Below are 26,239 nucleotides of genomic sequence, written 5' to 3' on the forward strand. Positions count from 1 at the left end.
CAACCGCAGTCATGGCTCTGGGGGCAAATTCTTAGTGCGGGAGGGTGGGACCGAAGGCCAACTTTGGCACAAAGTACAGGGCGACGGCGGCCACCAGCGCGGTCACGCCGCAGATGGTCCAGACCAGCATGTACCCCTCCAGCGGTGCCGCAGTGCTCCCGGCCCCTGCCGTCAGGGATCCGAGCGCCTGCCCGGCCAGCGCAATGCCAAACACGCAGGAGGCAAACGCCCCGCCAAGGGTCTTGGTGGCATTCGTGAGCCCGGTGGCCATGCCCGTTTGGGTTAACGGCGCCGCAGCCGCAGCTGCTGACGGCAGTGCCGCCACGAGGGCGCCGCTGCCAATCCCGGCAATGGCCATGTTGGTCAGGACCTGGCTCATGGATCCGTGGAACGGCAGGAACAAGAGGTAACCCACAGCAACGAGGAACGCTGCGCTCATCAAGGTGATTCTCGGCGTCGTCCAGCGGGTCACCAGTGGATACAGCAGCGCACCCACCAACAGCCCCAGGACGTAGACGCCAATCAAGATGGAGACCAGCCCGGAGCTGGCGCCGAGTCCGTAGCCCACTTCGTCGGGGTTGGTGCGGGCAAAGGTGGACAGTGGCGCCTGCGCGCCCAGCACCGAGACGCCGAACAGGAACGCCGTCAGCTGCACGGGCCACATGCTGGGTTGGCGCAGCAAACGGATGTCGATCAAGGGGTCCTTGTGGCCCAGTTCGTAGCGGGTAAAGGGCACCAGCGAGGCAATGCCAATAACCACGGCAGCCCACGCCCACCAGGTGCCGGGGCCGTTGATGCGCATGAACGTCAGCCCGGCGGTGATCAGCAACAGCCCCGTGGAGAGCAGTGTGAGCCCCATAAGGTCCAGCTTGCCACCTGTACGGTTCTCCGATTCCGGCACACCGAAGAGGATCACGAAGAAGCACAGGGTGACGGCAATGGCCGGGATCATCAGCACCAGCCACAATTTGTCGACGAAAATGCCGCCGAGGAAGCCGCCGGCGAGGGCTCCGGCGATCACACCAACTTCAAGGCCGGCCACCAGGATGCCAGCCGATTTTCGGGTCAGCGCGGCACCGTCGGGACGCTGATGGGAGCGGCTGTAGATGAGTGCAATTTCCAGCGGCAGCCAGACCACATAGAAGCCCTGCAAGGCCCAGGCGATGATGAAGATCCAAAAATTGGGCGCAAACGCTACACCCCAGGAGGCCGCGGCCGTCAACGCCGTGGAGATCAGCAGCACCTTGCGGTGACCAATCATGTCGCCCAGTTTGGCCAGCACCGGCACCACCAAGGCACTGACCATCAACTGCGCGGCCTCGAACCAGTTGACGTCGGCGTCGTGGATGCCCAGAAAGCGGGCAATGTCGGTCAACAACGGGGTGTAATACCCCTGCAGGATGCCGCTGGTCAGTTCCACCAAAACCAAAAAACCCACGATCGCCGTGGCCGTGGGGGCCAGCCGAACTGTGTTGCCGGCCAGGCCCGTGCGCAATGAAGCCATTGCCATCCTCCGCAGATACTTGTGACATGCCTTACATGCCGCTTGAAAGCATCCTAGTACCCGCCGGTAACATGCGTGGGTATTGCGCCGATTATTGTCCCGAAGTGACAGAAATTTCCTGGCGGGAACATTTTGACGCCCCGTGGGGTTGAGCCTTATATTAGATACAAACGCATATATCTCTCGGTGATCCCGGGGCGAAGGAGCACACCATGCAGTTCGGTATTTTCAGCGTAGGCGACATCACCATGGATCCCACCACGGGCCGGACCCCCACGGAGCATGAACGCCTCAAGGCCATCACCACCATTGCCAAGCACGCAGAAGATGTGGGGATGGATGTCTTTGCCACCGGCGAGCACCACAACCCGCCGTTCTACCCCAGCTCGCCCACCACCATCTTGGGCTACATCGCCGCGCAGACTGAGAAGATCATTCTCTCCACGGCCACCACCTTGATCACCACCAATGATCCGGTGAAGATCGCCGAAGACTTCGCCACCCTCCAGCATCTGGCCGAGGGCCGCGTGGATCTGGTGCTGGGTCGCGGTAACACCGGCCCGGTCTACCCGTGGTTTGGCAAGAATCAGCAGGACAGTGTTGAGCTGACGGTTGAAAACTATGCCCTGCTGCGCCGCTTGTGGGACGAGGAAGTGGTGAACTGGGAGGGCAAGTTCCGCACTCCCCTGCGCGGCTTCACGGCGACTCCCCGCCCGCTCGACGGCGTTGCCCCCTTCGTGTGGCACGGTTCCATCCGTACGCCACAGGTTGCCGAAATTGCCGCCTACTACGGCGACGGCTTCTTCGCCAACAACATTTTCTGGCCCAAGGAGCACTACCAGCAGCTCATCAGCATGTACCGCGAGCGCTACGAACACTACGGCCACGGGCAGGCTGACCAGGCCATTGTTGGCTTGGGCGGGCAGTTCTTCATCCGGCCCAACTCCCAGGACGCCGTCAAGGAGTTCCGCCCCTACTTTGACAATGCACCTGTCTACGGCCACGGACCGTCCATGGAAGATTTCACCTCCCAGACCCCGCTGACTGTTGGCAGCCCGGCTGAGCTCATTGAAAAGACCCTGACCTTCCGCGACTACTACGGTGACTACCAACGCCAGCTTTTCCTGGTGGACCATGCCGGCCTGCCGCTGAAGACTGTCCTGGAGCAGCTTGACCTGTTTGGCTCCGACGTCCTGCCAACCCTGCGCAAGGAATTTGCTGCCAACCGCCCCGCGCACATCCCCGACGCACCCACCTTCGAGGCCCGCCGCGAGGCAGCCCGCTCACTGGAGGTGAAGTAGCATGTCTGCCGCTACACACCGCCGCTTGGCTACAGCGTCGTGGGAATCGCTGTTGAGGTCCCAAGTGGCCGTCATGCGCGAACTTCACAAGGAGCCCAGTTTCAAGAAGGTGGGGAGCCGCGAATACGACGTTTTGTTTACCCTTTCGCAGTGCCCCACTGGCTGGGTACGCCTGAACGAACTCAATGACAACGTTTTGCTGACCCAGCCGAGCATTTCCCGCATGGTGGACAGGCTGGAGGCGCGGGGCTTGATCCAGCGCAAAACGGCAGAAGATGACCGGCGCGGGGTGCTCATTGGCCTGACCGAGGCCGGCGCGGCGCTGCAAAAGGAAGTGGGCAGGGCCCATGTGCACAACATTCTGGACGTCATGGAAACGGCGCTCAGCGATGAGGAGATGCGCACCCTGCTGGAGTTGACCAGCAAGCTGCGCGAATCGGTGGCCCAGCGCTAGCCCAGGACCTTCAACGATGTGACCATCTTTTGAATGTTCTGGTATTCGGCGCTGCGCATATGGGCCTGGGCGTCGGCGATGGTGGCGAAGGCCCGCAAACCGGGCGAGCCGTCCGGTGCGCTGGTGAACTGGAGGACATCGCCGAACATGTAGACGCCCAGCTTCTTCGAAGTCACGGTGTTGTACACCAGGCAGGCTTTGCCATCCGGGCCCGCCGACTGGTCGGTGAGGCCGTAGGAGGCGAAGAAGTGGGTGGCGCCCTGGATCACCCTGTAGACGTAGCGCGGTTCCACGGCGGCGGGAGCCGTGTTGTCCGAAGGAATCACCATAGGGAGGCTGGCCAGCACCGTGTAGGGCCTGCTGCTGGCGGGCTGGCAGGCACCGCCCAGCCCCGTGATGTGGGTATTCAAGGTGGCCATGAGGGTTCCGGCGGGGTCCTTCACCTCAAGGTGCAGCGCACCGGCGCCCGGCGACGGCAGGACTTGCACACTCCAGTCCTGTGGCACCTCAAAGCTCACTGTCTTCCCCGGGTCGGTGAAATTCTTCCAATCTGCGGAGGAGGCCGACGCCGGGGAGCTCTGGGAGGCGGCGGCTTGGGACCCGGTGGCGCTTTCGGAACTGCCGGCCGACGGCGTAACCCCCGTTGGGCTGCTGGCGCTTGGGCTGGGCGCCGGCGCCGAGGTTTTTTCGGGAATACCGAGCGAGACGCCACAGCCTGCCAGAGCCAGGGCAGCCACCACAATCCCGGCCGCGGCCCATGCACTGAGGCCCGTGGCCGGATTCCCGCTTGACTGCATTCTCATGCGCTGTCCTTTCCCCACTGTTGCTTCCTTAGCTGTTGCACACGCTTGTTGCACAGGCTACAGCCGGGACGCGCGCCACGGTTGCGTGTTGGCGGCAGACTCGCCGGGGCAGTGTTGCGTCAGCAGGGAAAGGGGCCGGCTGCACAGTCAGGCCAGGCCCGCCAGGAGCTCACGGTAAAACACCACTCCCGCGCCCAGCGAGCTGATGCGGACCTTCTCATTGACGGCATGCAGGCTGGCCCTGTCCCCTGCGTCCATCAGGAGCGGTGAAAACCTGTAGACAGCTGGACAGATGGCCGTGAAGAATCGCGAATCGGTCGCCCCCGTCTGGATGTACGGGGTCACCACGGCTTGTGGGTAGGAAGCGGCCACGGCCCGGCTCAGCAAGGCAAATTGCTCATTGTCAAAGGCTGAAATTGGCGAGGGGTTGTGACCCGAACGGACGGTAAGTTGCACCCTGGGATCGTCGATGATCTCCCGCACGGCGTCCACCACCGAGTCCACACTCTCCCCGGCGGCTATGCGAATGTTGACATTGGCACGGGCCGTGGCTGCCAGCACATTGGAGGCCTTGCTGCCCTCGAGCATGGTGACAGCCACCGTGGTGCGGGTCAGTGCCCTGGTTTCGTCCCCCACCAAACCCAACACTTGGGTGACCAGCGGTTTGAAGGCCCACATATTGGCCGTCACGAGCCGCATGGCAAATCCGCTGTGAGTACCTATGCGGCGTAACATTTCGGCAATGGGCTCGGGCATCGAGGCCGGAAACGGTGTCTCCTCCAGCGCCATGATGGCCTGGGCCAGCCGGGAGGTGGAGCCCATGCGCGGGGGTGTGGAAGCATGTCCGCCGGCACTGCGGGTGAGGATTTCCAAGTCCAGAATGCCTTTTTCGGCCACGCCAATGACAGCCGCCGGTGCGTCCAGGCCGGGGAAGGCGTCCAGCGCCACTGCGCCGCCCTCATCCAGGACCAGCCAAGGCTGCACCCCGCGGCGTGTCAGCAGGTCCACTGCCGCCTGGGCACTGTCGCCGGCCGTTTCCTCGTTGTTGCCAAAAGACAAGTACAGATCGTGGGCGGGCCTGAAGCCTTCCTTGATCAAGGACTCAATGGCCGCCATGATCACCACCAGTGCGCCCTTGTCATCCAGGGCGCCGCGGCCCCACACGAACTCACCATCCTGATGGCCGGAGAAGCCCGGATGCGTCCAGTCGTCGCGCGAATCCACGGGAACCACGTCATAGTGGGCCATCAGCACGGTGGGCTTGGCGCCGGCGTCGGCCCGGGTCCCGGACCACTTGAACAGCAGCGCATGGCCATTGACCAGTTCCCGGCCCAGCGTGGCATGGACGCTCGGATACAACCTCTCCAACGCCTCAATGAAGCCCGTGAACTGTTCCAGCTCGATCCTGTCGCGAAAGCTTGAGAAGACGGTGCGGAACGTGATCAACTCACTGAGCTGTTCTGCGGCGGCGTGGGCATACTCGGCGCCAATCGCACCGGGATGCGGGGCTGCACCGTGGTCACCCACCGGCGGGGCCGCCCCTGCACGGTAGGCCCGCGCGGCAATGACTGCTGCGGCACCGGCGGCACCAACGCCCACCGCTGCAGCCAGCGCGCGATTAATTGCTGAACCTTTAGGCATGACACGGATTCTATGCCACGGGACTGTGATTTTGCCCACCGCCGGCCGTGACACCTGCCGCCCATCGCGGACTGTTCTCATTAATCACCGCCGCATGGAGGTAGGATGTCCTCATGACTGTTGCCCCGTACCGCCTGGCCCGTGTCCGCCCCCTTGACGCTGTGGCGGCGCCGCTGCCCGAGCAATTCTTTGTGCGCAATGACGCCACCGACTTTGACAGCCCCGAGGGCCGCATCTGGACGCGGATGGAAACCCCGTTCCCCACCTCGGCCGCCAATCAAAACACCGCTGCCCGTGACGGCTGGGCCGTGGGAGATTCTGTAACGGAGGCCCAGTTCACGTTCTTGGCCCCCTGCGCCCCCGCCAATGTCTTCGGCATGGCGCACAACACCGGCGCCCCCGGCCGTGCCCTGCCGCCCCAGGCCTTTCACAAGGCCGCCAGCTCTGTGGTTGGCCCCGGCGACGCCATTGAGCTCAGCCCCACCGTGGGCTACGTTGACCCGGAGGCCGAACTGACTGTCGTCATAGGCCAGCCCGCACGGAACCTGACCCTGGAGAATGCGCGTGAAGCCATCCTGGGCTTCACCATTGGCAACGACGTCTCCGCCCGCGATGCGCAAAAGTCCGATGAGCTGTGGATCAGCGCCAAGAGCCCGGACACCTTCACCCCCTTGGGCCCGTGGATTGTTGTTGGTCTGGCGGACGACGGCGTGCCCATCAGTATTGTGCACAACGGCACAGAGCTGGCCCCGGCCTCCAGCAACGATCTCGGGTGGGGCGTGGAGGAGATTCTGGTGTACCTGAGCGGCTTTATGACCCTGGTGCCCGGGGACGTCATCATGACAGGATTCCCGGCCGAGTGCCGCCAGATCACCCCGGGAGATGAAGTCATCTGCCGGGTGGGCGGGATTGGCGAACTCCGCAACCCCGTGGTTGCCGGGGTCTAGTTCCGCTGGCATTATTGGTTATCCATGGCAACGACAGCAGCTACCGAACCATCCCCCGTGGATCCTGACATTGGCGCAGGGCCCAGCGGGTTCTTTTCTGCGCGCCCGCAATGGTTGCAGCGCTACCCAGTGCTGGCCGCGCAATTGCGCGGCTTTGCCCTGGTCGCCATCATTTGCACAGTGATCTCCATGACCATTTTTGCCAGTTTGCGCCCCCTGCTGGGCCTGCAATGGGCCAACGCCTTGTCCCTTTTCCTTTGTTCGGTGCTCAATACTGACCTGAACCGGAGACTGAGTTTTGGCATCACGGACCGGGCGCTGTGGTGGCGGGACCAGCGGCGCGGCCTGTGGGTCATGTTGCTGGCGCTGATGTTCACCAGCGGCAGTCTGTGGGTCTTGCACGAGGTCTCCCCCAACGCCTCACTTCTTGTGGAGCTGGTGGTGATAGTCGCCGGGAATGTTGCCTCTGCGGTGACCCGCTTCCTGATGATGCGGTATTGGATTTTCCGCAGGCTGCGCCGCCCCGCCACCACGGGTTAGCGTCGCGGCGACGCCGGGCGCGCAGCAGTTCGCTAGTTGGTGTGCTCGTAGGTCAGGCAGTCGGCGTTGTCTGCGCCGGGCCCCACACGCACCGAGTCGGCACCGCACATAAGGTGATCGTTGTGGATGCATTCGGTGCGCTGGCAAGCGCCCACTGACGCCAGCACCTTCGGCAGGCCGCCATGAACGCCGGTATCAATGAAGGTGGCGCACTGGGCGTGGTCGGCGTTGCCGCCAATGGTGATGCCCGCGGCCCCGCAATGGGTGTGATCGTTGAAGGAACAGTTTTCCACGGCGCATTCGGTGACGGGAACTGTGGCAGTCATGATGCTCTCCTTGCGTGCAGTAATCCGGCCGTGCGTGGCCCGATTTCTTCCTACCGTACGCCCAAACACGGCCAACTAATTAGTGCCAATTTTCTGCCCTAATTCGCCTGCTGATTTCTGGGCTCGCGTTGCCTCAGCGTCCCAGCTTGCCCACCGTGGCCACGGCCGCCACCAATTCACGCGCAGCTAGCACCAGATCATTCTCGGCAACGTCCGCGCCGAAGCTAAATCGCAAGGCCGTCTGCGCCACAGCGCGTTCCACGCCCATGGCGCTCAACACGGCTGAGGGTTCATCGGAGCCGGCGGCACAGGCCGATCCGGAGGAGCACATGATGGATTGCCGCTCGAGTTCCAACAGCAACGACTCCCCGCTGGTCCCTGGGAAGCAAAACGATGCCACGCCGGGCAGGCGGCTGCTGCGATGACCCGTCAAACTGGCTGTAGGTATTTGCTCCAACACGCTGTCTATGAAGCCGTCCCGAAGGGCAGCGACGCGAACCGCGGACTCTGCCCGGCCCGCCTCGGAGAGTCGCAACGCCGTGGCCAGGGCCACGGCGAACGCCACATTTTCGGTGCCTGAGCGGATGCCGCCTTCCTGGCCCCCACCGTGGATCAGCGGTTCCAGCGGCACTGAGCCCTTCACGTACAGCAAGCCAACACCCTTGGGCGCCCCCAGCTTGTGCCCGGAGATGCTCAGGGCATCAACACCGAGCCGGTTGACGTCCAAATCCAGCCAGCCAGCGGCCTGGACGGCATCGCTGTGGAACGGTACGCCGTGACTGCGGGCAATCCCGGCCAGCACGGGGATGTCCTGGAGCGTGCCCACCTCGTTGTTGGCATACATGACCGAAGCGATCGCCACATCCGCGCCGGGCACCTTCGTGCCGCCGTCGTCCCTGCCTGCCCCAGCACTGCCTGCCCTAGCACCGCCCAGCACCGCGGCGAACACCGCAGGATCCACCACGCCGTCGGGGCCCACGGGCACCAGCTCAACCACAAAACCGTGAACCCGGCTCAGGTAGTCGGCGGAGTCCGCAATGGCAGGGTGCTCAATGGCACTGATGACAACACGGTTGCGGGCAGGATTGGCGGCCCGACGCGCCAAGGCAATGCCCTTGAGCGCCAGGTTGTCCGCCTCGGTACCTCCGGAGGTGAAGATCAATTCCTCCGCGTGGCAGCCCAGAACGGCCGCGCATTGCTCCCTGGCCCCTGCCAAAGCTTTGGCTGCCAGCTGCCCCAGCTCATGGTGGCTGGAGGGGTTGCCAAACTGGTTCGTCAGAAACGGGAACATCGCCTCAATGACCTCGCGCCGTACGGGCGTGGTGGCTGCGGCGTCCAGGAAGATCACGGCTCAGGCCTCGATGGCGATGTCCAGGCCAAGGTCCAAGGCCCGGACGCTGTGGGTGAGCGCGCCAACGGAAATGATGTCCACACCTGTTTGGGCAATTGCGGCGATGGTGCCCAGGTTGACGTTGCCGCTGGCCTCTACCAGCGCCCGGCCACTGACCAAGGCAACACCCGCCACCAGCTGCTCATTGCTGAAGTTGTCCAACATGATGGTGTCCACGCCGGCTGCCAGCACTGCTTCGATTTGCTCAATGCTGTCCACCTCAACCTCAAAGTGGACGGTGTGAGGCAACTGCGCCCGCACCCCGGACAGGGCAGCTGTCAGCTTGCCCAGGTCTCCCCCGGTCAAGACTGCCAGGTGGTTGTCCTTGGCCAGGACAGCGTCGGAAAGCGAGAACCGGTGGTTGTGTCCGCCGCCGCAGCGAACAGCATGGCGTTCGAGCACGCGCAAACCCGGGGTGGTTTTGCGGGTGTCCGTCACCCTTGCCTTGGTGTTCGCGATCAGGGCCGCATATTCCGCCGTCTGGGTTGCAATGGCGCTCATGCGCTGGGTCAGGTTCAGGGCAATGCGCTCAGCCGTCAGCACACCGCGGGCCAGACCCGTGACGCGCATGATGCGGGTGCCCGCGTCAAAAGGCTGCCCCTCGGCAATCAGCTGCTCAACTTGGGCCCTGGGGTCCTGCATGAGCATGGCAGCTGTGAACACCTCGCCGCCGGAGAAGATGCCCGGTTCCCGGGCGACCAGCCAGGCCGTGGCCTGGGCCTGGGCGGGCAGCAAGGTGGCGGAGGTGATGTCACCATACGGGGCATCCTCCAGGAACGCAGCCCGCAGGATGGTCTCCACGGCCGTGGCCGGGAGGGCTGGCAACGTGGCTGTTGCGGTGGCTGCGGGCGGGACTGTGTGGAGCGCGTTCATACTGATTCACTTTCAAGTTCGGCAAGGCTGGTGGTTTGCTCCGTGGCGGGGCAGGAGTTGGTGTTGATCCAGAAGCGGGAGGCACGGGTGCCCTGGTCGCCACCGGGGTGGTCGCTGCGGCAATGGGCACCCACCGACTCCTCACGGGCCAGGGCCGCATGCACCAGAAGTTCTGCCACCAAGAGCAGGTTCCTGGATTCGGCGGCCTCCGCCGAGGTTCCTGCGATGCCTTCGCCGAGGGACTGCGAGCGCCAGTTAGCGAGCACGGCTTGGGCGTGACGCAGGCCCGCCCCGTCCCGGACCACACCTACATGGCCGCTCATCAGGGAGCGCAGGGCCAGACGGCTAAACGGCTCTGCCGCCGGGGCTGTGGGCTTTTTCGTGGCTGTCGGTTCAAGGACACCCGGGCGCACCGTGCCCGTAACGGGTAGTTCAGGCCAACTGGCGGCGAGCGGATGCGCGTCCTGCGCTTCGGCGCCCTGCGTTTCGGCGTCGTGTGTTTCGGCGTCGTGTGTTTCGGCGTCGTGTGTTTCGGCAAGGAACGCAGCAACGCCCCGTCGGCCAAAGACAAGCCCCTCAAGGAGCGAGTTGGAGGCCAGCCGGTTGGCGCCGTGGACTCCCGTGCAGGCCACCTCGCCTGCGGCGTACAACCCGGGCAGGGACGTTTGGGCGTTGAGGTTGGTGGCCACCCCACCCATCCAATAATGCGCCGCCGGCGCAACCGGCAGCCATTCCCGTGACCAGTCAAAGCCCAGTGCGCCGGTCATGGCGTCAATCGTGGGGAACCGCTTGGCCAGGTACCCGGCACCATGGAGCTTCTCCACGGCCGTGGCGTCAAGGAAAACGGTCCGGGGCGAATCTGCGGACGCGGCACCTTCGCTGCTGCGGGCCAGGTGGGCGGCAATGCTGCGCGAGACCACATCGCGGGGCGCCAGCTCGCCGTCGGGGTGGAAACTGAGCATGAAGGCCTCGCCGGATGCGTCGCGGAGCACGGCCCCGGCTCCCCGTACGGCTTCGGATATGAGGAAGTTCTTGCCAACGGCCAGGGCGGTTGGGTGGAATTGAAAGTACTCCAGGTCCGCCAGCAGTGCCCCCGCCCGCCACGCGGCGGCCACGCCGTCGGCCGTTGCCACCTCGGGGTTGGTGGTGAATTCAAAGAGCTGGCCGGCACCGCCGGTGGCCAGCAGGACGGCATCGGCAGGCAGGGTCACGGAGTCCGCGGCCTCGCGCGAACGGCGGAACAACACATCCGTCACACGGCCTTGCCGCACCAGCAATTCCTGCAAAAAAGCGTCTTCTTCAATGGTGAGGGTGCCCAGGGCGGCCGCGTCAAGCACGGCCCGGATCAGGCCGTCGGCGATGGCCGCCCCTGTGGCGTCGCCGCCCGCGTGGAGGATGCGGGCGGCCGAATGCGCCCCCTCCAGGCCCAACGCCCGGCGCCCGGTCTCCGGGTCTCGGTCAAACGCCACACCGAAACGTTCCAGCGCTGCGATATCTGACGCTGCCTCGCTGCACAGGATGCGCACGGCTTCAAGATCACATTGTCCCGCCCCGGCTTTGAGGGTGTCGGCAATGTGCGCGGCAACACTGTCCCCGGGGGCGGCCTCTCCCGGGGACAGCACGGCACAGATCCCGCCCTGGGCAAAGTGGGTGTTGCTGTGGGCGAGCTTGCCCTTGGTCAGCAGCGTCACCCGCAGTCCCGCCTCGGCGGCCAGCAGCGCGCTGTACAGCCCAGCTATGCCGCTGCCCACCACCACCAGGTGCGAGTTCCGCGCTGTCATGACAGCGGCGCAGCTGGTTGGGCCTGGCTGGGCTTGGCCGCGAGCATCCGTTCCAGGGCAATGCGGGCGTTGACGGCCGTGGCTTCCGGCACCGTGATTTGATTGAGCACCTCACCGCGCAGCAGCCCCTCCAGCACCCAGGCCAGGTAGCCGGGGTGGATCCGGTACATGGTGGAGCAGGGACAGATCACCGGGTCAAGGCAGAAGATGGTGTGCTGCGGGTACTGTGCCGCCAGCCTGTTGACCATGTTGATCTCGGTGCCAATGGCGAAGGTGCTGCCGTCCGGGGCGCCTTGGATGGCTTTGAGAATGTAGTCCGTGGAGCCGGCCTCGTCAGCGGCATCCACCACCTCCATGGGGCACTCCGGGTGCACCACCACCCGCACGCCGGGGAAATCAATCCGGGCCTGCGCAATCTGCGCCACGGTGAAGCGCTTGTGGACGGAGCAGAACCCCTGCCACAGCACCACCTTGGCATCGGTCATGACCTGTTCGCTGTTGCCGCCCAGAGGCATGCGCGGGTTCCACAGCGGCATGTTCGCCAACGCAACACCCATGGCCTTGGCCGTGTTGCGGCCCAGGTGCTGGTCCGGGAAGAACAGCACGCGCTGGCCCCGCGCAAAAGCCCATTCCAGCACTGTTGAGGCGTTCGATGAGGTGCACACAATGCCGCCGTGCTCACCGCAGAAAGCCTTCAGCGCAGCCGAGGAATTCATGTAGGTGACGGGGATGACAGGAACCCGGCCCTCGGCGTCGGGCTCGGTGCCATAGAGCTTTTCCAACTGGGCCCAGCAGGCCTCTACGGAGGGCAGATCCGCCATGTCAGCCATGGAGCAGCCCGCGGCCAGGTTGGGCAGGATGACCGATTGGTGACTGCCCGAGAGCATGTCGGCCGTCTCGGCCATGAAGTGCACACCGCAGAAGACAATGGCCTCGGCCTCGCTGCGGTTCTTGGCGGCGTTGGCCAGCTGGAAGGAGTCCCCCACAAAGTCGGCAAATTCCACCACCTCATCGCGCTGGTAGAAATGCCCCAGCACGACGACGCGTTCCCCCAGTTCAGCCTTAGCGCCAAGGATGCGCGCCTTGAGCTCGGCGTCGGAGGCGTCCTTGTATTCCTGCGGCAGCTGGCCCTGCTGGGGGGTCTCCTGGGGGGCCTTGTCCTCGCTGGAGGCGCCGGGGCCGTAGCCCGGAGTGCCGGCGAGCGCCTCGGCCAGGTCAAATTCCCAGGGGCCCTTGGAGAGCTCGGTGCTGCAGCTGGACTGCTCGCGGCCGGCCTTGCCCGCGGCAAGGGCTTCCTCACGGGTCATGAGCTGGATGGTGGTGTTGACAGATGACATGGCTTGCTCCGTAGCGGTGACGTTGGTCCGGTAACAGGAAAATGCGGGGGTTTTGGGGAGTTGCTGGTGCCTAGGGTGACGGCGAGTCGGAGAAGGTGTCTCCGGTGTAGCGGTAGAGCCTGGGGGGACGGTGCTTGCCGCCCTGCAGGTACTCGTCCGTGGCTTCAATGTGCGCCGCCTGTTTGAGCTGGCGGCGGAAGTTGGCAGGATCCACGGTCCTGCCCAACACGGCCTCATACACCTCGCGCACCTGTGCCAAAGTGAACTTCTCACCCAGCAGGTAGTAGGCGATGGAGCCGTAGGTCATTTTGTTGCGCAGGCGCCACAGGGCGTAGTCAACAATTTGCTTGTGGTCAAAGGCCAGCTCGGTCAGCTCGCCAGCCCGGAACCACTTCACATTTTCGGATTCCCTGGCCATGGCAGCCTCGGTGGATTGGACCATGGCCCAATACACAATGGAGACCACGCGCTGGCTGGGTGAGCGGTGCAGGCCGCCGAAAGCGTAGAGCTGTTCAAGATAGTTCGGCGCCAGCCCGGTGGTGTCCGCCAAGTTGCGGGCGGCAGCATCCTGCAGGGAATCGGCCTGGGTCAGCGGACCGCCAGGCAGCGCCCACTGCCCAATGAACGGCTCACGGATGCGGCGCACCAGAGGAAGCCACAGGGTGGGGCGGCCGCTGGATTCGCTGGGCCGCAGGGCAAAGATGACGGTGGAAATTGCCAGGGCAGGTGCTTGTGCCAGCCGTTCGCTCACATTGGCGGCCCCCACAGGCAGCGGGACCGCTGGCAGCCGGACCTCTGGCAGCTGGACCTCTGGCAGCTGGACCTCAAGGGGCGCCGCGGCCGGGGCAATGCCGGCAAGCGTGCCTGACCCTACGCTGGAACCAAGCCTGGACTGTTGCTGCATTTTCACCACCCCGAACTATCAAATCTAGTTATAGTCAACTTGACTACAACTAAGCTTACGACTCAAACAACGCATCAGCAAATAGTGTCCAGAGTGATCCCCACCATAAGCCGATGACAAAGTCCCGCTGTTTTCGGGGGATAATCCTAGGCAGGGCACTATCGACTTGTTGCCCGCACCGCTTGCTTTCTCAGCTCTTGCGGTATGTCCCACACCCAGGAAGCACTTGCCCCATGAGCCCCTCAAAGCCAACACCCAAGGGGCCTGTTGATACAGGCGCCAATCAAAGCGCCCCCTCACAAGCAGGCTCGGGCACCCCCGGGGGAGATGTGAAGGACCACTCCAACGCCCGCAGTGGGGGCCTGGGCCACTCGCTGAAACAACGCCAACTCACCATGATGGGGCTCGGCAGCGCCATCGGTGCGGGGCTCTTCCTGGGTTCCGGGAAGGGTTTGGCCGAGGCCGGGCCCGCCGTCCTGATTTCCTACCTGGCCGCGGGCACCCTGATCATCCTGGTCATGTGGGCGCTGGGTGAAATGGCTGCCGCCCACCCAAACTCCGGCGCGTTCTCCGTGTACGCACAAAAGGCCATGGGTCCGGTGGCCGGTTCCACGGTGGGCTGGCTGTGGTGGCTGCAGCTGGTGGTGGTGATTGCCGCCGAAGCACTCGGGGCGGCCGCCCTGCTAGTCAGTGTTTGGCCGGTCATCCCCGTTTGGGCGCTGACCCTGATTTTCATGGTCACCTTCACGGCGATTAACCTGACGTCGGTGAAAAACTATGGTGAATTTGAATTTTGGTTTGCGCTGCTCAAGGTTGGCGCCATTGTCTTGTTCCTCGTGTTTGGCGCGCTGCTCCTGCTGGGCTGGCTGCCCGGGACACCGTCACCGGGACTGGGCAATCTAGTCAACAACGGCGGCTTTGCCCCGAACGGCCTGTCAGGAATAGCCACCGGCCTCTTTGTGGTGGTCTTTGCCTTTGGCGGCACGGAAATCGTGGCGGTCGCCGCCGCGGAGACAGCGGATCCCCAGCGCAGTGTGGCCATTGCGGTGCGCACAGTTGTCTGGCGCATCCTGGTGTTCTACATTGGCTCCATCTTCATCATCGCGGTAGTTTTGCCCTGGAATTCACCGGATCTCAGCTCCCCGTTCGCTGCCGTGCTCAACGTCGCCGGGATTGAATGGGCCGGCACGGCAATCACGCTGGTGGCCGTGGCTGCGTTGCTGTCGGCGTTGAATGCCAACCTCTACGGCGCCTCCCGCATGATTTATTCGCTGGCTGACCGTGGCGAGGCCCCCCGCATTTTTTCCCGCACCACCGCGCGCCAGGTTCCCTTGGCAGCCGTGGCCGTTTCGGTCAGTTTCGGCTTTGCCGCTGTAGTCCTGGAGCTGCTGTTCCCGAACCGGGTCCTCGACGCGCTGCTGAACTTGGTGGGGTCCACCTGCCTGATCGTCTGGGGCATCGCCTTGGTATCACAGCTGATCCTGCGGCGACGGGCGGACCGGGACGGTACCGTCCTGCCCCTGCGCATGAAGGCGTTTCCCGCGCTGACCATCTTCGGGCTGGTACTTCTGGCCGCGATCTTTGCCGTGGGCTTCATCGGAGAATCCAGCCGGGGCCAGCTGTTCGGCACGTTCACCCTCGTGGCCGGCATCGCCGTTGTTTGCGCACTGGCTCAACGCTTCCAGCGCCGTCCGGTGTCAAGCTAAGCCACCCCTCAGTTGGACGGCGTGCGCAACGGCGCGCACACCGTTCACCGTTCGCCTGAAGTTTTCGCTACTCTGGACGTACGACGGCGGCGCGGGCCACCGCGTGGAAGGTGGAGTCATGAATGCCCCAGGCAAGCACACAGTAGCGGTGGCTCCCCACAGCGTGGAAGGCGGGGATACAGGGCTGAACGTTCTGGTCTTTGACAGTGCCACACCGGCCCCACTGCCTCCCGTGTTTTTGATTCACGGCTTTGCCTCATCCGTGGAGCTGAATTGGGTCAAAACCGGCTGGGTCAAGGCCCTCAATGATGCCGGGCGCCACGTGATTGGCGTGGATCTGCCCGGCCATGGCAGCAGCAGCTCCCCGTACGACTTGGACTCCTATACGCCGGGAAAGATCCGCGCCGATCTGCTGCAAGTCCTCGTCGATCAAGGAGTGCGCCCCTTGGTGCCCGGGGAACCCGGCAGCGGTGTCGATGTGATCGGCTATTCACTGGGTTCGCGGTTGGCTTGGGAATTTGGCGCCACGCAGCCGGAACTGGTCCGTAAAATGGTGTTGGGCGGACCCAATCCACAGGACCCGCTGGCTGATTTTGACCTGGCCGCGGCCCAGAATTTCCTCAACGACGGCACCCCCATTGCCGATGAGTCAACAGCATGGCTGCTCAACATGGCCCAGCTGGTCCCCTCCAACGACATTTTCGCCCTGCTGTCACTGATTCAGGCAGTCAAAATGGAACCCTTTGATCCCACGGACGCCGTGCCGCGCATGCCCGTTTTACTGGTTGCCGGGGAACATGATGAAAGGGCCGCCACCATGGACCGCCTGGCCGGGCTTTGCACCGGTGCCACCATGATGGTCGTAGCGGGGCGCACACACAACAACACGGTGACCTCCAGAGAGTTTAAGGCTGCTGCGCTGAATTTCCTCGGCTGAGGTTTTTTCGCAGCACAACGGCTGAGACAACACCCATCACAAACAGGGCGCTGGCGGCAACAATGGGGACCACGAATGCCGTGTGGTAGCCCACGGTTTGGGCCAGCGAACCGGCGATCGAGGATCCCAGCGCGGTGCCTGCCACAATGCCGCTGGCCAGGGCTGTCATGACCGTGCCCATCCACTGTGGCGGGGCAATGACGCTGCCCACACTGAAAATGGTGACCATGGTGGGACCAACAGGGAGGCCCACCAGCAACAGGACGATGATCATGGAGCCCAGGGAGTCCGGCAGCAGGAAGGCCAGGGTCCCGGCGGCCATCAGCCCGGCCGTCAGCACCCAGCGCCAGGCGTGCCTGAAGGCCACGGGCCAATAGGCCACGGACAGGGCGGTCACTGCGGAACTGGCACCCATGACGGCATACATCAGTCCGGCCTGGTCCACGGAACCGTGCACACCGGTGAACGCCGTCAAGGCTGTCTGGGAGGATCCGAAGAACGCCCCCATGCAGACCATGCCGAACACAGGGACGGCAACACGCAACCATTTGATGGGTTCGGCGGGGATGTATCCGGCGTTGCTGGTCACTGAGTTTTGGCGTGCTCCGACGGCGGCCTGGGTGGGGTGGATGGCAAAAAGTGTCACCAGTGTCACCGTCATGGCTGCGGCCAGGACCAGTGGCAGCCAGGGTGCCACGAGTGATGCCAGCAGGCCAACCAGGGCCGGCCCCAGCACAAAGGTCACTTCGTCGGCGGTGCCTTCCAGGGACAAGGCCGTGTCCACCAGTGGGCCTTGTTCCTTCTTGGGCAGCTTCTTGCTCAGCGCCATCCACCGTACCCGGGACAACGGCCCCACCTGGGGAGAACTGGCCCCGGCCAGCAGCGCAGCGGCCAGCATGGCCACGGTGGCGCCAACGGTGAATTCGCCGATGCCGTAGGCCATGAGCACCACGGCGCACACCAGCACGGCGTTGGACACCGCGGAGACCAGCAGGACTCGTTTTTGGCCGAACCTGTCGGCGAGATACCCCACCAAGGGGGCACCAATGGCCGCACCTACGCCCACGGCACCGGCGGCGTAGCCACCAATCGCATAGGACTCACTGACGGCCGTGACCAGAGTGAGGACACCAATGGTGAGCATGGCCAGGGGCACGCGGGCAAAGAGGCCCAGCGGGATGTAGCTTTTCCCGGCCAGCCGAGGCAGCATGCCATAACGGCCACCCTTGCCCGCGTTGTCTGGGGCGGGCGGCTCAGGGGTGGAAATGGGGTTCGGGAGGCTGGGAAGTGAGGAAGTCATGTTTATCCGGTCAGCTCAAAATACGCGTGCACCGTCCCCCCACCCGGTACACCGAACCCAAATACGTTTCCAGTCTAGTGGGGATCGGGCCGGGCCGGAACTATTCGAGGCTTCCCACTGTCAGGGTGGAACCGCTGCGGCCCTTCAAGACGTGCAGGTGCATGGGGATCCGTGTCTTCATCTCCGCCACGTGGCTGACCAGGCCAATCATGCGCCCGCCGTCGCGCAGGCCTTCCAACGCATCCATGACTTGCTCCAGGGATTGCTCGTCAAGGCTGCCAAAGCCCTCGTCAACGAAGAGGGTTTCCATGTCCAGTCCGCCGGATTCCTGCTGCACAACATCTGATAATCCCAGCGCCAGGGACAAGGACGCCATGAACGACTCCCCACCGGACAACGTGGCGGTGTCCCGGCTCACGCCGGTCCACTGATCAACGACTTCCAGGCCCAGCCCCGATTTTCTGTTTCCGCCGGTTTTTGCGTCGCTATGGCGCAGGGTGTACCGGGCGTCGCTCATGGTAGACAAGCGCAGGGACGCCGCCTGGGCCACCTGTTCCAGCCGGGCCGCCAAAACATAGCTGGTCAGCGTCATCTTGTACCTGTTGTCACCGGATCCGCGCACCACATCAGCGAGCCCGGCCAACAAAGCAGCCCGTTCACGCAGTGGCGCCACGGTTGCCTCCAGCTTCCTGAAGGAAATTTCCGTGGCCGCAAGCTGGCCCGCAGCCGATTCTGCCAGCCCCAGAGCCACGGCACCGGCACGTGCGTGCGTTTGGGCGTCCTTGGCCGCACTGCGCAGGGCCTCTAGTTCCGCAACTGTGGGGACGGGGACGTTTGCCGCTGCTTCCTGAGCGGCCAGTACCGCGTCGGCTGCCGCCAGTCTGTCCGCGTTGACAGCAACAGCCCTGGTGTAGTCCTTCAAGTCCTTGTCCACGGCCGCCGCCTCCGAAGGGCTGAGCAGGGCTTCCTTGACCTGTGCAACATCGGAAAAGTCGGATGCCGCCAGGGCTTGTGTCAGGGCAATGGCTGCCGCTTCCTGGGCCTGCATCGCCGTGCCGCGCTCACGGACGGCTCGCAAAAGCGCATCGGCGGGCACTTGTGCCTGGGTCAGGGCGGCCTGCCGCAACGCCAACGACGGGTATCCGTCGCGGGCCAGCGTCAGCTGCTCATTCAGGAGCTCAATTTCTTGGCCCAATGCCGCATTGGTGGCACTCAGTGCAGCCGCGCGTTCTGCCGCGGCCAGGCCGGCTGACCGGGCCGCGGCAAGGTGTTCCTCTTGGGTGGCGGCCTCGGCGGCCAGGGCGGCAATCTCGCTCACAGTTTTGCTGGCCCGTTCATGGGCCATCGTTGCCTGCACCACCGCATCCTGTGCGTCGTTGAGCTTGCCCGTTCCTCCGCGTTCCACCAGAACGGCCAAAGTGCTCTGGCCCTGAGCCAGCTCCGTACGTGCCGTATTGGCCATTTTCTCGGCCAGCTCGTGGGCCTGCTTGGCTGCTTTCTCGGCCTTGGGCAGGTCTGCTCCGGAGCTGGCTAAGGGAGAGGGGTCCGGATGCACTGTGCTGCCGCAGACTTGGCACGGGTCGCCGTCCACCAAGTCGGCCGCCAGTTCACCGGCAACCTGGCTGAGCCGGCGATCGAAGGCCTGAAGCCACGTTTCCTTGGCGTCGAGAGCCTGGCCGCGCGCACTGCTTTCTGCCTCCGCCAGGTGCGTGACCAACAGTTGTTGGGCTGTGTGTTCGATGATGGTGTGAACAAGGCTCTCTGCCTGCTGTGCTGCTTGTTGTGTGAGTTCCACGCTCTGCGCGCCCTCACGCAGTGCCGTCAGCTGACCTTGAATCTGGTCTAGTCGTGTCCTTGCCGCACCCACTGCTTCGCCTTGCTCTTGCTGGAGCGTCAGGACAAGCGAAAGCGAGCTCCGGTTGCTGGCGAGCAAGGTGGTTTTTTCACCGAGCCGCACTTCATCCGGCAGCACGGCTGCCACAGCGGCCAGCTGTGTTGTCAGCTCACGGTCCACGGTTTCCAAGGCGCTGGCGCCAGCAGTATCCACGGGTTGGCCCAGCAACGCCACGGCCACCTCATTGGTGCTGAAACTGGCCGCAGCAGAGGCCACCATTGCGCGCGCCTGCTGGCCAGCCTGAGATGTTGTCACAGCAGCATCCACCACCGCCGCAAGGACTTGGGCTTCGTGGTGCTGTTCCTGCTGGTCGCGCCATAGCCGGGACTGCTCAGCCAGCCCGGCGAGCCTGAGCTGCTCCGCCAGTGCCGAAGCCAGCGCCGTGTGGCGCGCGCTGCGGGCCTGCGCGTCCCGCACAGCCTCCTCAAGGTGATCGTGTTGTTGCTCTGCCTGCGCCGCACGGCCTTGCGCGGCCGCAACCGCCAGCGCCACCTGTCGACCCAGTTCGGCAAATAGCTCCAGGCCGGCAAGTTCTGCAATGTCCACTGCGTCCGTGTCCTGCTCGGGCGGGGATGCTTGGGCTTGAGCGGCAACGTCGGCGGCCAGGGTGGGCGCGCTCTGGCTGCGGGCCAACTGCTGCGTAGCTGCCAACTCATTCAGACCGGCAGCAACATCAGTGTTTGCCTGTCTGGACTCGGCGGTCAGGCGGACCTCCAAGTCCTTGTAAATGTCGGTGCCAAAGAGTTTTTGCAACAATGTTTGGCGTTCCTCGGCAGTGGCACGCAGGAACGCGGCAAAATCCCCCTGGGCCAACAAAACCACTTTGGTGAACTGCGCCATGGTCATGCCCAACAGTCCCTGAATTTCAGCCGCAGCTTCATCGTTGCGGGTGGACTTCACTTCCCAACCGTCGGCGGTTTGCTCGCGCAATTGGGTGCTGGCCTGCTCCCGGGTGGTGCCCTGGCCGCGCTTTACCGGACGCATCCACTCGGGCTTGCGCTGGACCTCCAAACGCCGCCCGCCGGCACTGAATTCACACAAAACCTCGGGGCCAACACCCTCGCCCGCGTGGTGGCTGCGCAGCTGCCCGCTGGTGCCCTGCCTTGCTCCTGGAACCTGTCCGTAGAGGGCGTAGGCAATGGCGTCCAGGACGCTTGTCTTCCCGGCTCCCGTGGAACCATTGAGCAGGAAGATGCCCTGGGCACCCAACTCGTCAAAGTCCACCACTTCACGCCCGGCAAACGGACCAAAGGCCTGGATTTCCAAACGGTGAATCCTCATAGGGACGCCTCCTGTGCCCGGACCGCAGTCAAGGCTTCGCGCAAAACTTTTTGTTCGTCGTCGTTCGCGGGCCGGTGCCGCACATGGTCAAGGAAACCACAGCAGAGGTCCAGCTCATTGGCCGCGGCGGAAATCCGCTCACCGTAACTTTGTTGATCGGACTCACGCGCAATGTCCGGGGCGAACATCAACACCAGCGTGTTGGGGAACCGCACACGCAGCCGCTCCATGGCCTGTTCTGGGCGGTCGTTGTCGGTGAGGGTGATCTGGCAGAAGTGTTCTTCCGCCTGGTCAAAATCGACTGACGAGAGCAACTCCTCCAATTTGCCGCTGAGGATGCTCAACCCACGCTCCGGCGCCCAGTCCACCTTGCGCACCTCCCCCAAACCCGTGGCAGTGATTTCCACCAGCCACGCACCCTTGTTGTGTTTGGCTTCGGAGAAGGAGTACGGCAGCGGCGAACCGGAGTAGCGCACCGAATGGCTCAGCGTCTGGGGCCCGTGCAAGTGCCCCAGTGCCGCATAGCTGAAGGGCTCAAAAAGGTCCAGGGGGACGGCACCAACACCCCCAATGGACAGTTCACGTTCACTGGCCGAGGAGATCCCGCCGCTGGCAAAGGTGTGGGCCAGAACCACACTGGGGGTTCCTGGCGCGCGCGTGGCCAGATCTGCAGCAATGAGTTTGAGGGCTGCCTCCGTCACGCTGAAGTGTGTGGGGTTTTCCACGCCCAGATCTTGGGCTGCCAGTCGGGGTTCCAGAAAGGGAATGCCGTAAATGGCAACGGTGGCAGGCGGCTCGCCGTCGTCGCCGCTGGCACTGCCATCCAAGGGAAGCAGAATTGGCACGGCCAGATCCGCCAGCCGCGTGCGCAAATGCACACCGGCGCTCTCCAGCAGCCTGCCACCAAAGCCAAGCCGTGTCGCGGAATCATGGTTGCCACTGCTCACCACCACCTGCACGCCGGCAGCGTTGAGCCTGGCCAGGATGTCATCGAAGAGATTCACAACATCCACGCTGGGCAGTGCGCGGTCGTAGACATCCCCGGCAACCAGGACCACATCGACGTTTTCTGAGGTGACTGTTTCCAGGAGCTGATCGGCAAACCGGTGTTGTGCAGCGAGGGTGCCAACACCGTGGAAGGACCTGCCTAAATGCCAGTCGGAGGTGTGAAGTAGCTTCATGGTTCCACGCTATAGGAGGGCACCGACATTTCTGTCACAGCCAGGGCGTGCGGGTGGAGGCCAAACCGGGGAAGATGCTTAGCGGCGCGCTTTTTCTACGGTCAAAGCTTCCACAGCAGCAACATTTGCCAGCTTGGCACCGTAAATGACTGCTGTGACCAGCAGGGCGCACGCTAGGAAAACCATGACGAGCTGGGTGTTGGGGTCCTCCAAGAACAATAACCCGGCCAAGGAAATGGCTGCCGCGGCAATGCCACTGACCCAGAGCGGCTGCACGGCGGCGGCGTGCCCGGCCTTCCAGGTGTCCTCATTGACCATAGTTTTGGCTGTTCGAATGCCAAGCAACGGATTCTTCTTGATTTTCCCTGCGGCGCACGCATGATTGGCGGCAGCAATGCCCAGTGAGCACGCGGCAAGAAACAGGAGGGAGAAGATCAGCATCCACCAAGCCTAGCGCCAAAGCCAACTGACCCGCAGAAAACGCCGAAAATTCACGGTTTTACCGTGTTTTTCGGCGTTTTCTGCGGGTCAGTTGGAAAAGGAAATGCGGGTTACTTCTTGCGGCCGTCGAAGAACGCCTGGGCGTCGTCAATCACGGCCCTGTCAGTAGCGGCACTGTCACTATCGGCACCGTCAGTCTTAACACCCTCAGTCGGGGCAGCCTTCCGGGCAGCTGCGCCGTCGTGGCCGGATGCAGGCACTGGCTTGGGCAGCTTGTCCGTCTCGACCTGCGTTGCCGAAGAATCCGAAGAATCGGAAGAATCAATGGTGGCGGCATCAGCTGCGGGAGCAGCGGCGTCGTCCGTCAGATCCGCAGCAACCAGGGACGCGGAAGGAGCGAAGGAACGGAAAATGGCTGCGGCCAAGGCTGCACCAAAGAGCGGGGCGAGCCAGAACAACCACAGCTGGCCGGCGGCCCAGGACTCGGCCAGGAAAACCACGGAGGTGGCGCGGGCCGGGTTCAGCGAACCGTTGCTCAGGGGCATGGTGATGCCGATGGCCACAGCAAAGCCCAGGCCAATGCCGACGGGGCCAAGCGAGGTGGTGTTGCGGGCAGAGGTGATGCCCAGAATCAGTGCCGTCAGCACGGCAACGGCAACAATTTCCACGATCAGCACGCCCACCATGGGCACCTGGGACGGGGAATGCGAGTCAAAACCGTTGGCCAGTGCGCCGAACAGTTTGGGCGTTTCGGGGGTGGCACCGGCCGGCATGACCTTGACCAGGGCCAGCAATACAGCAGTTGCCAGCAGGCCGCCAACAGTCTGGGCCACGATGTACAGGGCCATGGCCGAGTACTTCAGGCGGCCGGCAACGGCCATGCCCAACGAAAACGCCGGGTTGAAGTAGCCGTTGGAGATGTGCCCGAAGGAAATGATGACGGCCACCATGGCCAGCCCGTAGGCGAAGCCCACTGTGGAGCCTGACCCCGTTGCGCTAAACAGTGCCGTGGCCAGACCTGCAAACACAATGAAGAAGCTGCCCAGCCCCTCAATGGCAACGCGGGTACTGAGCGGGTAGGCATGCGCCGTAGCCGTTCCGGGTGTAGTCATGGTGTTGAAATCCTTCGGTAGGAAACATAAAGTCAAGGGCTGCGCCGGGAACTAAATCCCCAAGGCCATGGCACACATGGTGGCGAGCGCCAGAGCAACTATAGCGGCCGATGCTGTGCGTACCATAAGAGTTGGCACGGTGATGTGGGCACTGCTCTCCAACACCCCAACCCCGGCGTGCAGCAGGCGGATCCGGACCACCGAACACATCACCAAAATGATGGTTGTCACACTGGCCACCACGGCGCAGATGCCCAGCCCAACGATATGGGCCGGGCTGCCCTGGCCTATCAATGAGGCACTCTCGGCAGCAGTTTGGGTACCCGCAAGGGCTTGGATCCAGCCGCGCCAAATCAGGACACTGGCGATGATTGCACTCATGACGGTGCGCCGCCAGGCCAGAGCCGTCCGCTCGGGCTGCAGCCCGGGGTCCCTGGCCGGGGCGTGCGTGGCACCCAAATTAGGGCCGGACCATAATCAGGACGGCAAAAACGATGGCCGCCAGAGAGACCACAATAGTCATCCCGAGCATGAGCCAGGAATGCGGCAGCTCTTCATCGTTGCGCATGGCTTGTTCCTGATGGGCCCAGCGCCGGTAGCTGACCACCGCCAGCACGGCCCCAATCAGGGCCAGCACCATGCACAAGATGATGCGCACCACCGGCGGTGCTATCTCCGGTGCCAGCTGGTCAATGGCCACAGCCCCTGCCAGCAGGGCCAGTGCAGTGCGCACCCAGGCCAAAAACGTCCGCTCGTTGGCCAGGGAAAACCTGTAGTCAGGCATCGTCCCGGTCCGTCGCCACGCAGGCTCGCGCATGGGTCTCCTCATTAGTGTGGGGTGGTTGTTCAGCTACGAGTCTACTGGGCATGAATGTCCCACCGAAGGACGGTAAATTAGTGTCATGACAATTGCAGCGCAGTCCCCCGGCGAGCCAACGGCCAGCTTTGCCAGCCGCGTCCAAGGAACACTCATGGGAGGCGCGCTGGGCGACGCCTTCGGCTATTTGGTGGAGTTTGATTCGCTGGCAGAAATCACCGCCCGGTACGGCCCGTCCGGCTTGGTTGACTTGTCCCAGGCTCAGATGCCGGTGCATTTTTCCGACGACACCCAGATGACCCTCTACACTCTGGATGGTTTGCTGGATGTCCTGGAATGGGCCAACAACGGCGTGGGCGCGGACATCAACGCCTGCCAGTGGCTGGCATACCTGCGCTGGTTCAAGACCCAGGGTGTTCCCGGCGCCGAGCACGCCCCCGAGCAGGCGCCGCGCTGGATTGATGCCCAGAGCGTCCTGCACCACCAGCGCCACCCGGGAAGCGCCTGCCTGAGCGGGCTCGCCACGGGTGAGATGGGTACGGCTTTCCGGCCCGTGAACCTTGATTCCAAGGGCTGCGGGACGGTCATGCGCTCCGCTCCTTACGGCCTGCTGCCCAATGTTGAGGCCGAAACCGTCTACAAGATGAGTTCCGACGCCGCGTCCCTGACCCACGGACACCCTTCCGCGCGCCAGAGCTCCGGGGCGTTTAGCTGGCTCATCCATGAGCTGGTGGTGGGCGGCTTGCCGCTCCGGGCTGCGGCCGAGTCCGCCCGGGACCGTGCCGCTGCCGAGCCCTCCCCCGACGCCGAGCTGCTCGCCCGTCTGGCGGCGGCCCTTACGCTTTCCACGCACGACGGCGAACCCCTGAACGGCGATTCCCTCACCGCCGCGCTGGGCTTGGGTTGGGTGGCGGAGGAGGCTCTGGCTGTGGCCCTCTACGCAGTGCTGTCCACCGCAGCAACGTCGTCCTCGCCCGTGGAACACTTTCTCGCTGCACAGCGTTTGGCCGTGAACCACAGCGGCGACAGTGATTCCACCGGATCCATTGCCGGGAACATCCTTGGTGCGCTCTACGGGGAAGCGGCCTTGCCGCCGTCGTGGCTTACGCTGTGCGAGGCACCGGCCCTGATTCGCCGCCTGGGAGCTGACTTCATCAAGCTCACCACCGGGGAGTAACTTGGCGCTGGCGCTCTCAATTATTGCGCAGTCAGTTAGTGCCCCGTCAGTGCGTGCGCAGCGTGAAGTTGGCGCATTCGGCACAGATGCTGGCGGGGATGAGCCCGCGGCGCTGGAGCCAGCCAAAGATCAGGCAGCCCAGGCACAAACCGATTACCGCCTCGAGCGAGGCGGCCATCAGCAGCATGACCATGAGCAACCAGCCAAGGGGTGCCACGCCTGACAGGAGCAGCACAAACGCCGCGATGGACAGGACAGCACCAATCCCCTGGGCGAACCGTTTTGGCGGGCCAGGCACCAATTTGGGTGCGCCCAGGCGCGGGGCCAGGACCTTCACAGACAGTTGGGCGGCCGGGGAGATGCGTGGGCCAAAGGCTACGCGCAGGGCAAATCCCGCCGCGATGATCCCCACCAGCCACACGATCGATCCAACCACTGCCACCAGTGCCAGGACCACAATGATGCCGGCGGTGAATCGTGCCGCGTATTCATTGACCGGGTTCGGGAAGGCGAAGAACCGCTTGAGGGCGCCGGGCCGGGGAGGCTGCACGGAATCGGCTGCGGCGTGGAACTTCGCTAGCTGTGTCATGTT

The 26,239-nt window shown here is 63.9% G+C and carries 24 protein-coding genes; 7 read left to right on the forward strand and 17 right to left on the reverse strand.

Annotated features, from left to right (window positions below; all coding sequences use genetic code 11):
- Nucleotides 1–31: 31 nt before the first annotated feature.
- Nucleotides 32–1,504 carry an MFS transporter gene (locus CVS27_RS04210; RefSeq protein ID WP_103464491.1) on the reverse strand — a complete coding sequence of 491 codons (1,473 nt, stop codon included), beginning with the start codon at nucleotides 1,502–1,504 and terminating at the stop codon, nucleotides 32–34.
- A gap of 212 nt (nucleotides 1,505–1,716) precedes the next feature.
- Here CVS27_RS04210 and CVS27_RS04215 point away from each other — a divergent pair, with 212 nt between their 5' ends.
- On the forward strand, nucleotides 1,717–2,805 hold the full coding sequence (locus tag CVS27_RS04215; RefSeq protein WP_103464492.1) for an LLM class flavin-dependent oxidoreductase: 1,089 nt from the start codon (nucleotides 1,717–1,719) through the stop codon (nucleotides 2,803–2,805).
- A 1-nt stretch (nucleotide 2,806) separates the two neighbouring features.
- Nucleotides 2,807–3,259, forward strand: coding sequence for a MarR family winged helix-turn-helix transcriptional regulator (locus CVS27_RS04220; protein WP_103464493.1), 453 nt, complete (start codon nucleotides 2,807–2,809; stop codon nucleotides 3,257–3,259).
- On the opposite strand, the gene CVS27_RS04225 is transcribed toward CVS27_RS04220, so the two are convergent.
- Both CVS27_RS04225 and CVS27_RS04230 read right to left on the reverse strand, forming a co-directional pair.
- A complete protein-coding gene (locus tag CVS27_RS04225) occupies nucleotides 3,256–4,062 on the reverse strand; it encodes a hypothetical protein (RefSeq protein WP_133162873.1) in 807 nt (268 codons plus the stop codon). The genes CVS27_RS04220 and CVS27_RS04225 overlap by 4 nt on opposite strands.
- Nucleotides 4,063–4,209: 147 nt before the next feature.
- Nucleotides 4,210–5,703, reverse strand: coding sequence for a M20/M25/M40 family metallo-hydrolase (locus CVS27_RS04230; protein ID WP_165788250.1), 1,494 nt, complete (start codon nucleotides 5,701–5,703; stop codon nucleotides 4,210–4,212).
- A 113-nt stretch (nucleotides 5,704–5,816) separates the two neighbouring features.
- Between CVS27_RS04230 and CVS27_RS04235 the strand changes: the two genes are divergently transcribed.
- On the forward strand, nucleotides 5,817–6,650 hold the full coding sequence (locus tag CVS27_RS04235) for a fumarylacetoacetate hydrolase family protein (RefSeq protein WP_103464496.1): 834 nt from the start codon (nucleotides 5,817–5,819) through the stop codon (nucleotides 6,648–6,650).
- Between the two features lie 24 nt (nucleotides 6,651–6,674).
- Entirely contained in the window at nucleotides 6,675–7,190 is a 516-nt protein-coding gene (locus CVS27_RS04240) for a GtrA family protein (protein ID WP_103464497.1), read from the forward strand.
- A 32-nt stretch (nucleotides 7,191–7,222) separates the two neighbouring features.
- Here the strand turns inward: CVS27_RS04240 and CVS27_RS04245 are convergent, their stop codons facing one another.
- The 6 genes from CVS27_RS04245 to CVS27_RS04270 form a co-directional block, all read right to left on the reverse strand.
- Nucleotides 7,223–7,516 carry a DUF1540 domain-containing protein gene (locus CVS27_RS04245; RefSeq protein WP_103464498.1) on the reverse strand — a complete coding sequence of 98 codons (294 nt, stop codon included), beginning with the start codon at nucleotides 7,514–7,516 and terminating at the stop codon, nucleotides 7,223–7,225.
- Nucleotides 7,517–7,649: 133 nt separating this feature from the next.
- A complete protein-coding gene (locus tag CVS27_RS04250) occupies nucleotides 7,650–8,864 on the reverse strand; it encodes a cysteine desulfurase family protein (protein ID WP_103464499.1) in 1,215 nt (404 codons plus the stop codon).
- Nucleotides 8,865–8,867: 3 nt separating this feature from the next.
- The gene (gene nadC, locus CVS27_RS04255; protein ID WP_103464500.1) at nucleotides 8,868–9,779 is read right to left on the reverse strand and encodes a carboxylating nicotinate-nucleotide diphosphorylase; all 912 of its coding nucleotides are present in this window, start codon (nucleotides 9,777–9,779) and stop codon (nucleotides 8,868–8,870) included.
- On the reverse strand, nucleotides 9,776–11,560 hold the full coding sequence (locus CVS27_RS04260) for an L-aspartate oxidase (RefSeq protein ID WP_103464501.1): 1,785 nt from the start codon (nucleotides 11,558–11,560) through the stop codon (nucleotides 9,776–9,778). The genes nadC and CVS27_RS04260 overlap by 4 nt, the downstream gene beginning before the upstream one ends.
- Nucleotides 11,557–12,897 (reverse strand): quinolinate synthase NadA, encoded by a 1,341-nt coding sequence (nadA, locus tag CVS27_RS04265; RefSeq protein ID WP_103464502.1) that lies wholly within the window; start codon nucleotides 12,895–12,897, stop codon nucleotides 11,557–11,559. Before nadA ends, CVS27_RS04260 begins: the two co-directional genes overlap by 4 nt.
- 70 nt (nucleotides 12,898–12,967) lie before the next feature.
- Nucleotides 12,968–13,801: an NUDIX hydrolase gene (locus CVS27_RS04270; protein ID WP_103464739.1), complete on the reverse strand. Its 834-nt coding sequence runs from the start codon at nucleotides 13,799–13,801 to the stop codon at nucleotides 12,968–12,970.
- 233 nt (nucleotides 13,802–14,034) lie between these two features.
- On the opposite strand from CVS27_RS04270, the gene CVS27_RS04275 reads away from it, so the two are divergent.
- Both CVS27_RS04275 and CVS27_RS04280 read left to right on the forward strand, forming a co-directional pair.
- Nucleotides 14,035–15,507 (forward strand): amino acid permease, encoded by a 1,473-nt coding sequence (locus CVS27_RS04275; protein ID WP_103464503.1) that lies wholly within the window; start codon nucleotides 14,035–14,037, stop codon nucleotides 15,505–15,507.
- 118 nt (nucleotides 15,508–15,625) lie between these two features.
- Nucleotides 15,626–16,444 carry an alpha/beta fold hydrolase gene (locus CVS27_RS04280; RefSeq protein ID WP_103464504.1) on the forward strand — a complete coding sequence of 273 codons (819 nt, stop codon included), beginning with the start codon at nucleotides 15,626–15,628 and terminating at the stop codon, nucleotides 16,442–16,444.
- On the opposite strand, the gene CVS27_RS04285 is transcribed toward CVS27_RS04280, so the two are convergent.
- From CVS27_RS04285 to CVS27_RS04315, 7 genes are all read right to left on the reverse strand, one after another.
- Nucleotides 16,413–17,744, reverse strand: a complete 1,332-nt coding sequence (locus CVS27_RS04285) for an MFS transporter (RefSeq protein ID WP_103464505.1) — start codon at nucleotides 17,742–17,744, stop codon at nucleotides 16,413–16,415. The genes CVS27_RS04280 and CVS27_RS04285 overlap by 32 nt on opposite strands.
- Before the next feature lie 100 nt (nucleotides 17,745–17,844).
- Nucleotides 17,845–20,919, reverse strand: a complete 3,075-nt coding sequence (locus tag CVS27_RS04290) for an AAA family ATPase (protein ID WP_103464506.1) — start codon at nucleotides 20,917–20,919, stop codon at nucleotides 17,845–17,847.
- Nucleotides 20,916–22,100 (reverse strand): exonuclease SbcCD subunit D, encoded by a 1,185-nt coding sequence (locus CVS27_RS04295; RefSeq protein ID WP_103464507.1) that lies wholly within the window; start codon nucleotides 22,098–22,100, stop codon nucleotides 20,916–20,918. Before CVS27_RS04295 ends, CVS27_RS04290 begins: the two co-directional genes overlap by 4 nt.
- 78 nt (nucleotides 22,101–22,178) lie before the next feature.
- The gene (locus CVS27_RS04300; RefSeq protein WP_103464508.1) at nucleotides 22,179–22,541 is read right to left on the reverse strand and encodes an SdpI family protein; all 363 of its coding nucleotides are present in this window, start codon (nucleotides 22,539–22,541) and stop codon (nucleotides 22,179–22,181) included.
- A gap of 110 nt (nucleotides 22,542–22,651) precedes the next feature.
- Nucleotides 22,652–23,653, reverse strand: coding sequence for an aquaporin (locus CVS27_RS04305; protein WP_103464509.1), 1,002 nt, complete (start codon nucleotides 23,651–23,653; stop codon nucleotides 22,652–22,654).
- 51 nt (nucleotides 23,654–23,704) lie between these two features.
- On the reverse strand, nucleotides 23,705–24,112 hold the full coding sequence (locus CVS27_RS04310) for a DUF202 domain-containing protein (protein WP_103464510.1): 408 nt from the start codon (nucleotides 24,110–24,112) through the stop codon (nucleotides 23,705–23,707).
- A gap of 1 nt (nucleotide 24,113) precedes the next feature.
- Nucleotides 24,114–24,470 carry a YidH family protein gene (locus tag CVS27_RS04315; RefSeq protein ID WP_103464511.1) on the reverse strand — a complete coding sequence of 119 codons (357 nt, stop codon included), beginning with the start codon at nucleotides 24,468–24,470 and terminating at the stop codon, nucleotides 24,114–24,116.
- An 85-nt stretch (nucleotides 24,471–24,555) separates the two neighbouring features.
- Between CVS27_RS04315 and CVS27_RS04320 the strand changes: the two genes are divergently transcribed.
- A complete protein-coding gene (locus CVS27_RS04320) occupies nucleotides 24,556–25,647 on the forward strand; it encodes an ADP-ribosylglycohydrolase family protein (protein ID WP_103464512.1) in 1,092 nt (363 codons plus the stop codon).
- Nucleotides 25,648–25,693: 46 nt separating this feature from the next.
- On the opposite strand, the gene CVS27_RS04325 is transcribed toward CVS27_RS04320, so the two are convergent.
- Nucleotides 25,694–26,236, reverse strand: coding sequence for a DUF4395 domain-containing protein (locus tag CVS27_RS04325; protein ID WP_103464513.1), 543 nt, complete (start codon nucleotides 26,234–26,236; stop codon nucleotides 25,694–25,696).
- Nucleotides 26,237–26,239: the final 3 nt, after the last annotated feature.

The sequence above is a fragment of the Arthrobacter glacialis genome (assembly GCF_002909445.1).
Classification (GTDB): Bacteria; Actinomycetota; Actinomycetes; order Actinomycetales; family Micrococcaceae; genus Specibacter; species Specibacter glacialis.

Coding starts and splice junctions, on each gene's coding strand:
- CVS27_RS04325 (WP_103464513.1), bottom strand. CDS start 26,236: ATGACACAGCTAGCGAAGTTCCACGCCGCAGCCGATTCCGTGCAGCCT.
- CVS27_RS04295 (WP_103464507.1), bottom strand. CDS start 22,100: ATGAAGCTACTTCACACCTCCGACTGGCATTTAGGCAGGTCCTTCCAC.
- CVS27_RS04225 (WP_133162873.1), bottom strand. CDS start 4,062: ATGAGAATGCAGTCAAGCGGGAATCCGGCCACGGGCCTCAGTGCATGG.
- CVS27_RS04320 (WP_103464512.1), top strand. CDS start 24,556: ATGACAATTGCAGCGCAGTCCCCCGGCGAGCCAACGGCCAGCTTTGCC.
- CVS27_RS04240 (WP_103464497.1), top strand. CDS start 6,675: ATGGCAACGACAGCAGCTACCGAACCATCCCCCGTGGATCCTGACATT.
- CVS27_RS04280 (WP_103464504.1), top strand. CDS start 15,626: ATGAATGCCCCAGGCAAGCACACAGTAGCGGTGGCTCCCCACAGCGTG.
- CVS27_RS04210 (WP_103464491.1), bottom strand. CDS start 1,504: ATGGCTTCATTGCGCACGGGCCTGGCCGGCAACACAGTTCGGCTGGCC.
- CVS27_RS04220 (WP_103464493.1), top strand. CDS start 2,807: ATGTCTGCCGCTACACACCGCCGCTTGGCTACAGCGTCGTGGGAATCG.
- CVS27_RS04290 (WP_103464506.1), bottom strand. CDS start 20,919: ATGAGGATTCACCGTTTGGAAATCCAGGCCTTTGGTCCGTTTGCCGGG.
- CVS27_RS04315 (WP_103464511.1), bottom strand. CDS start 24,470: ATGCGCGAGCCTGCGTGGCGACGGACCGGGACGATGCCTGACTACAGG.
- CVS27_RS04230 (WP_165788250.1), bottom strand. CDS start 5,703: ATGCCTAAAGGTTCAGCAATTAATCGCGCGCTGGCTGCAGCGGTGGGC.
- CVS27_RS04235 (WP_103464496.1), top strand. CDS start 5,817: ATGACTGTTGCCCCGTACCGCCTGGCCCGTGTCCGCCCCCTTGACGCT.
- CVS27_RS04270 (WP_103464739.1), bottom strand. CDS start 13,801: ATGCAGCAACAGTCCAGGCTTGGTTCCAGCGTAGGGTCAGGCACGCTT.
- CVS27_RS04260 (WP_103464501.1), bottom strand. CDS start 11,560: ATGACAGCGCGGAACTCGCACCTGGTGGTGGTGGGCAGCGGCATAGCT.
- CVS27_RS04305 (WP_103464509.1), bottom strand. CDS start 23,653: ATGACTACACCCGGAACGGCTACGGCGCATGCCTACCCGCTCAGTACC.
- nadC (WP_103464500.1), bottom strand. CDS start 9,779: ATGAACGCGCTCCACACAGTCCCGCCCGCAGCCACCGCAACAGCCACG.
- CVS27_RS04285 (WP_103464505.1), bottom strand. CDS start 17,744: ATGACTTCCTCACTTCCCAGCCTCCCGAACCCCATTTCCACCCCTGAG.
- CVS27_RS04300 (WP_103464508.1), bottom strand. CDS start 22,541: ATGCTGATCTTCTCCCTCCTGTTTCTTGCCGCGTGCTCACTGGGCATT.
- CVS27_RS04215 (WP_103464492.1), top strand. CDS start 1,717: ATGCAGTTCGGTATTTTCAGCGTAGGCGACATCACCATGGATCCCACC.
- CVS27_RS04245 (WP_103464498.1), bottom strand. CDS start 7,516: ATGACTGCCACAGTTCCCGTCACCGAATGCGCCGTGGAAAACTGTTCC.
- CVS27_RS04275 (WP_103464503.1), top strand. CDS start 14,035: ATGAGCCCCTCAAAGCCAACACCCAAGGGGCCTGTTGATACAGGCGCC.
- nadA (WP_103464502.1), bottom strand. CDS start 12,897: ATGTCATCTGTCAACACCACCATCCAGCTCATGACCCGTGAGGAAGCC.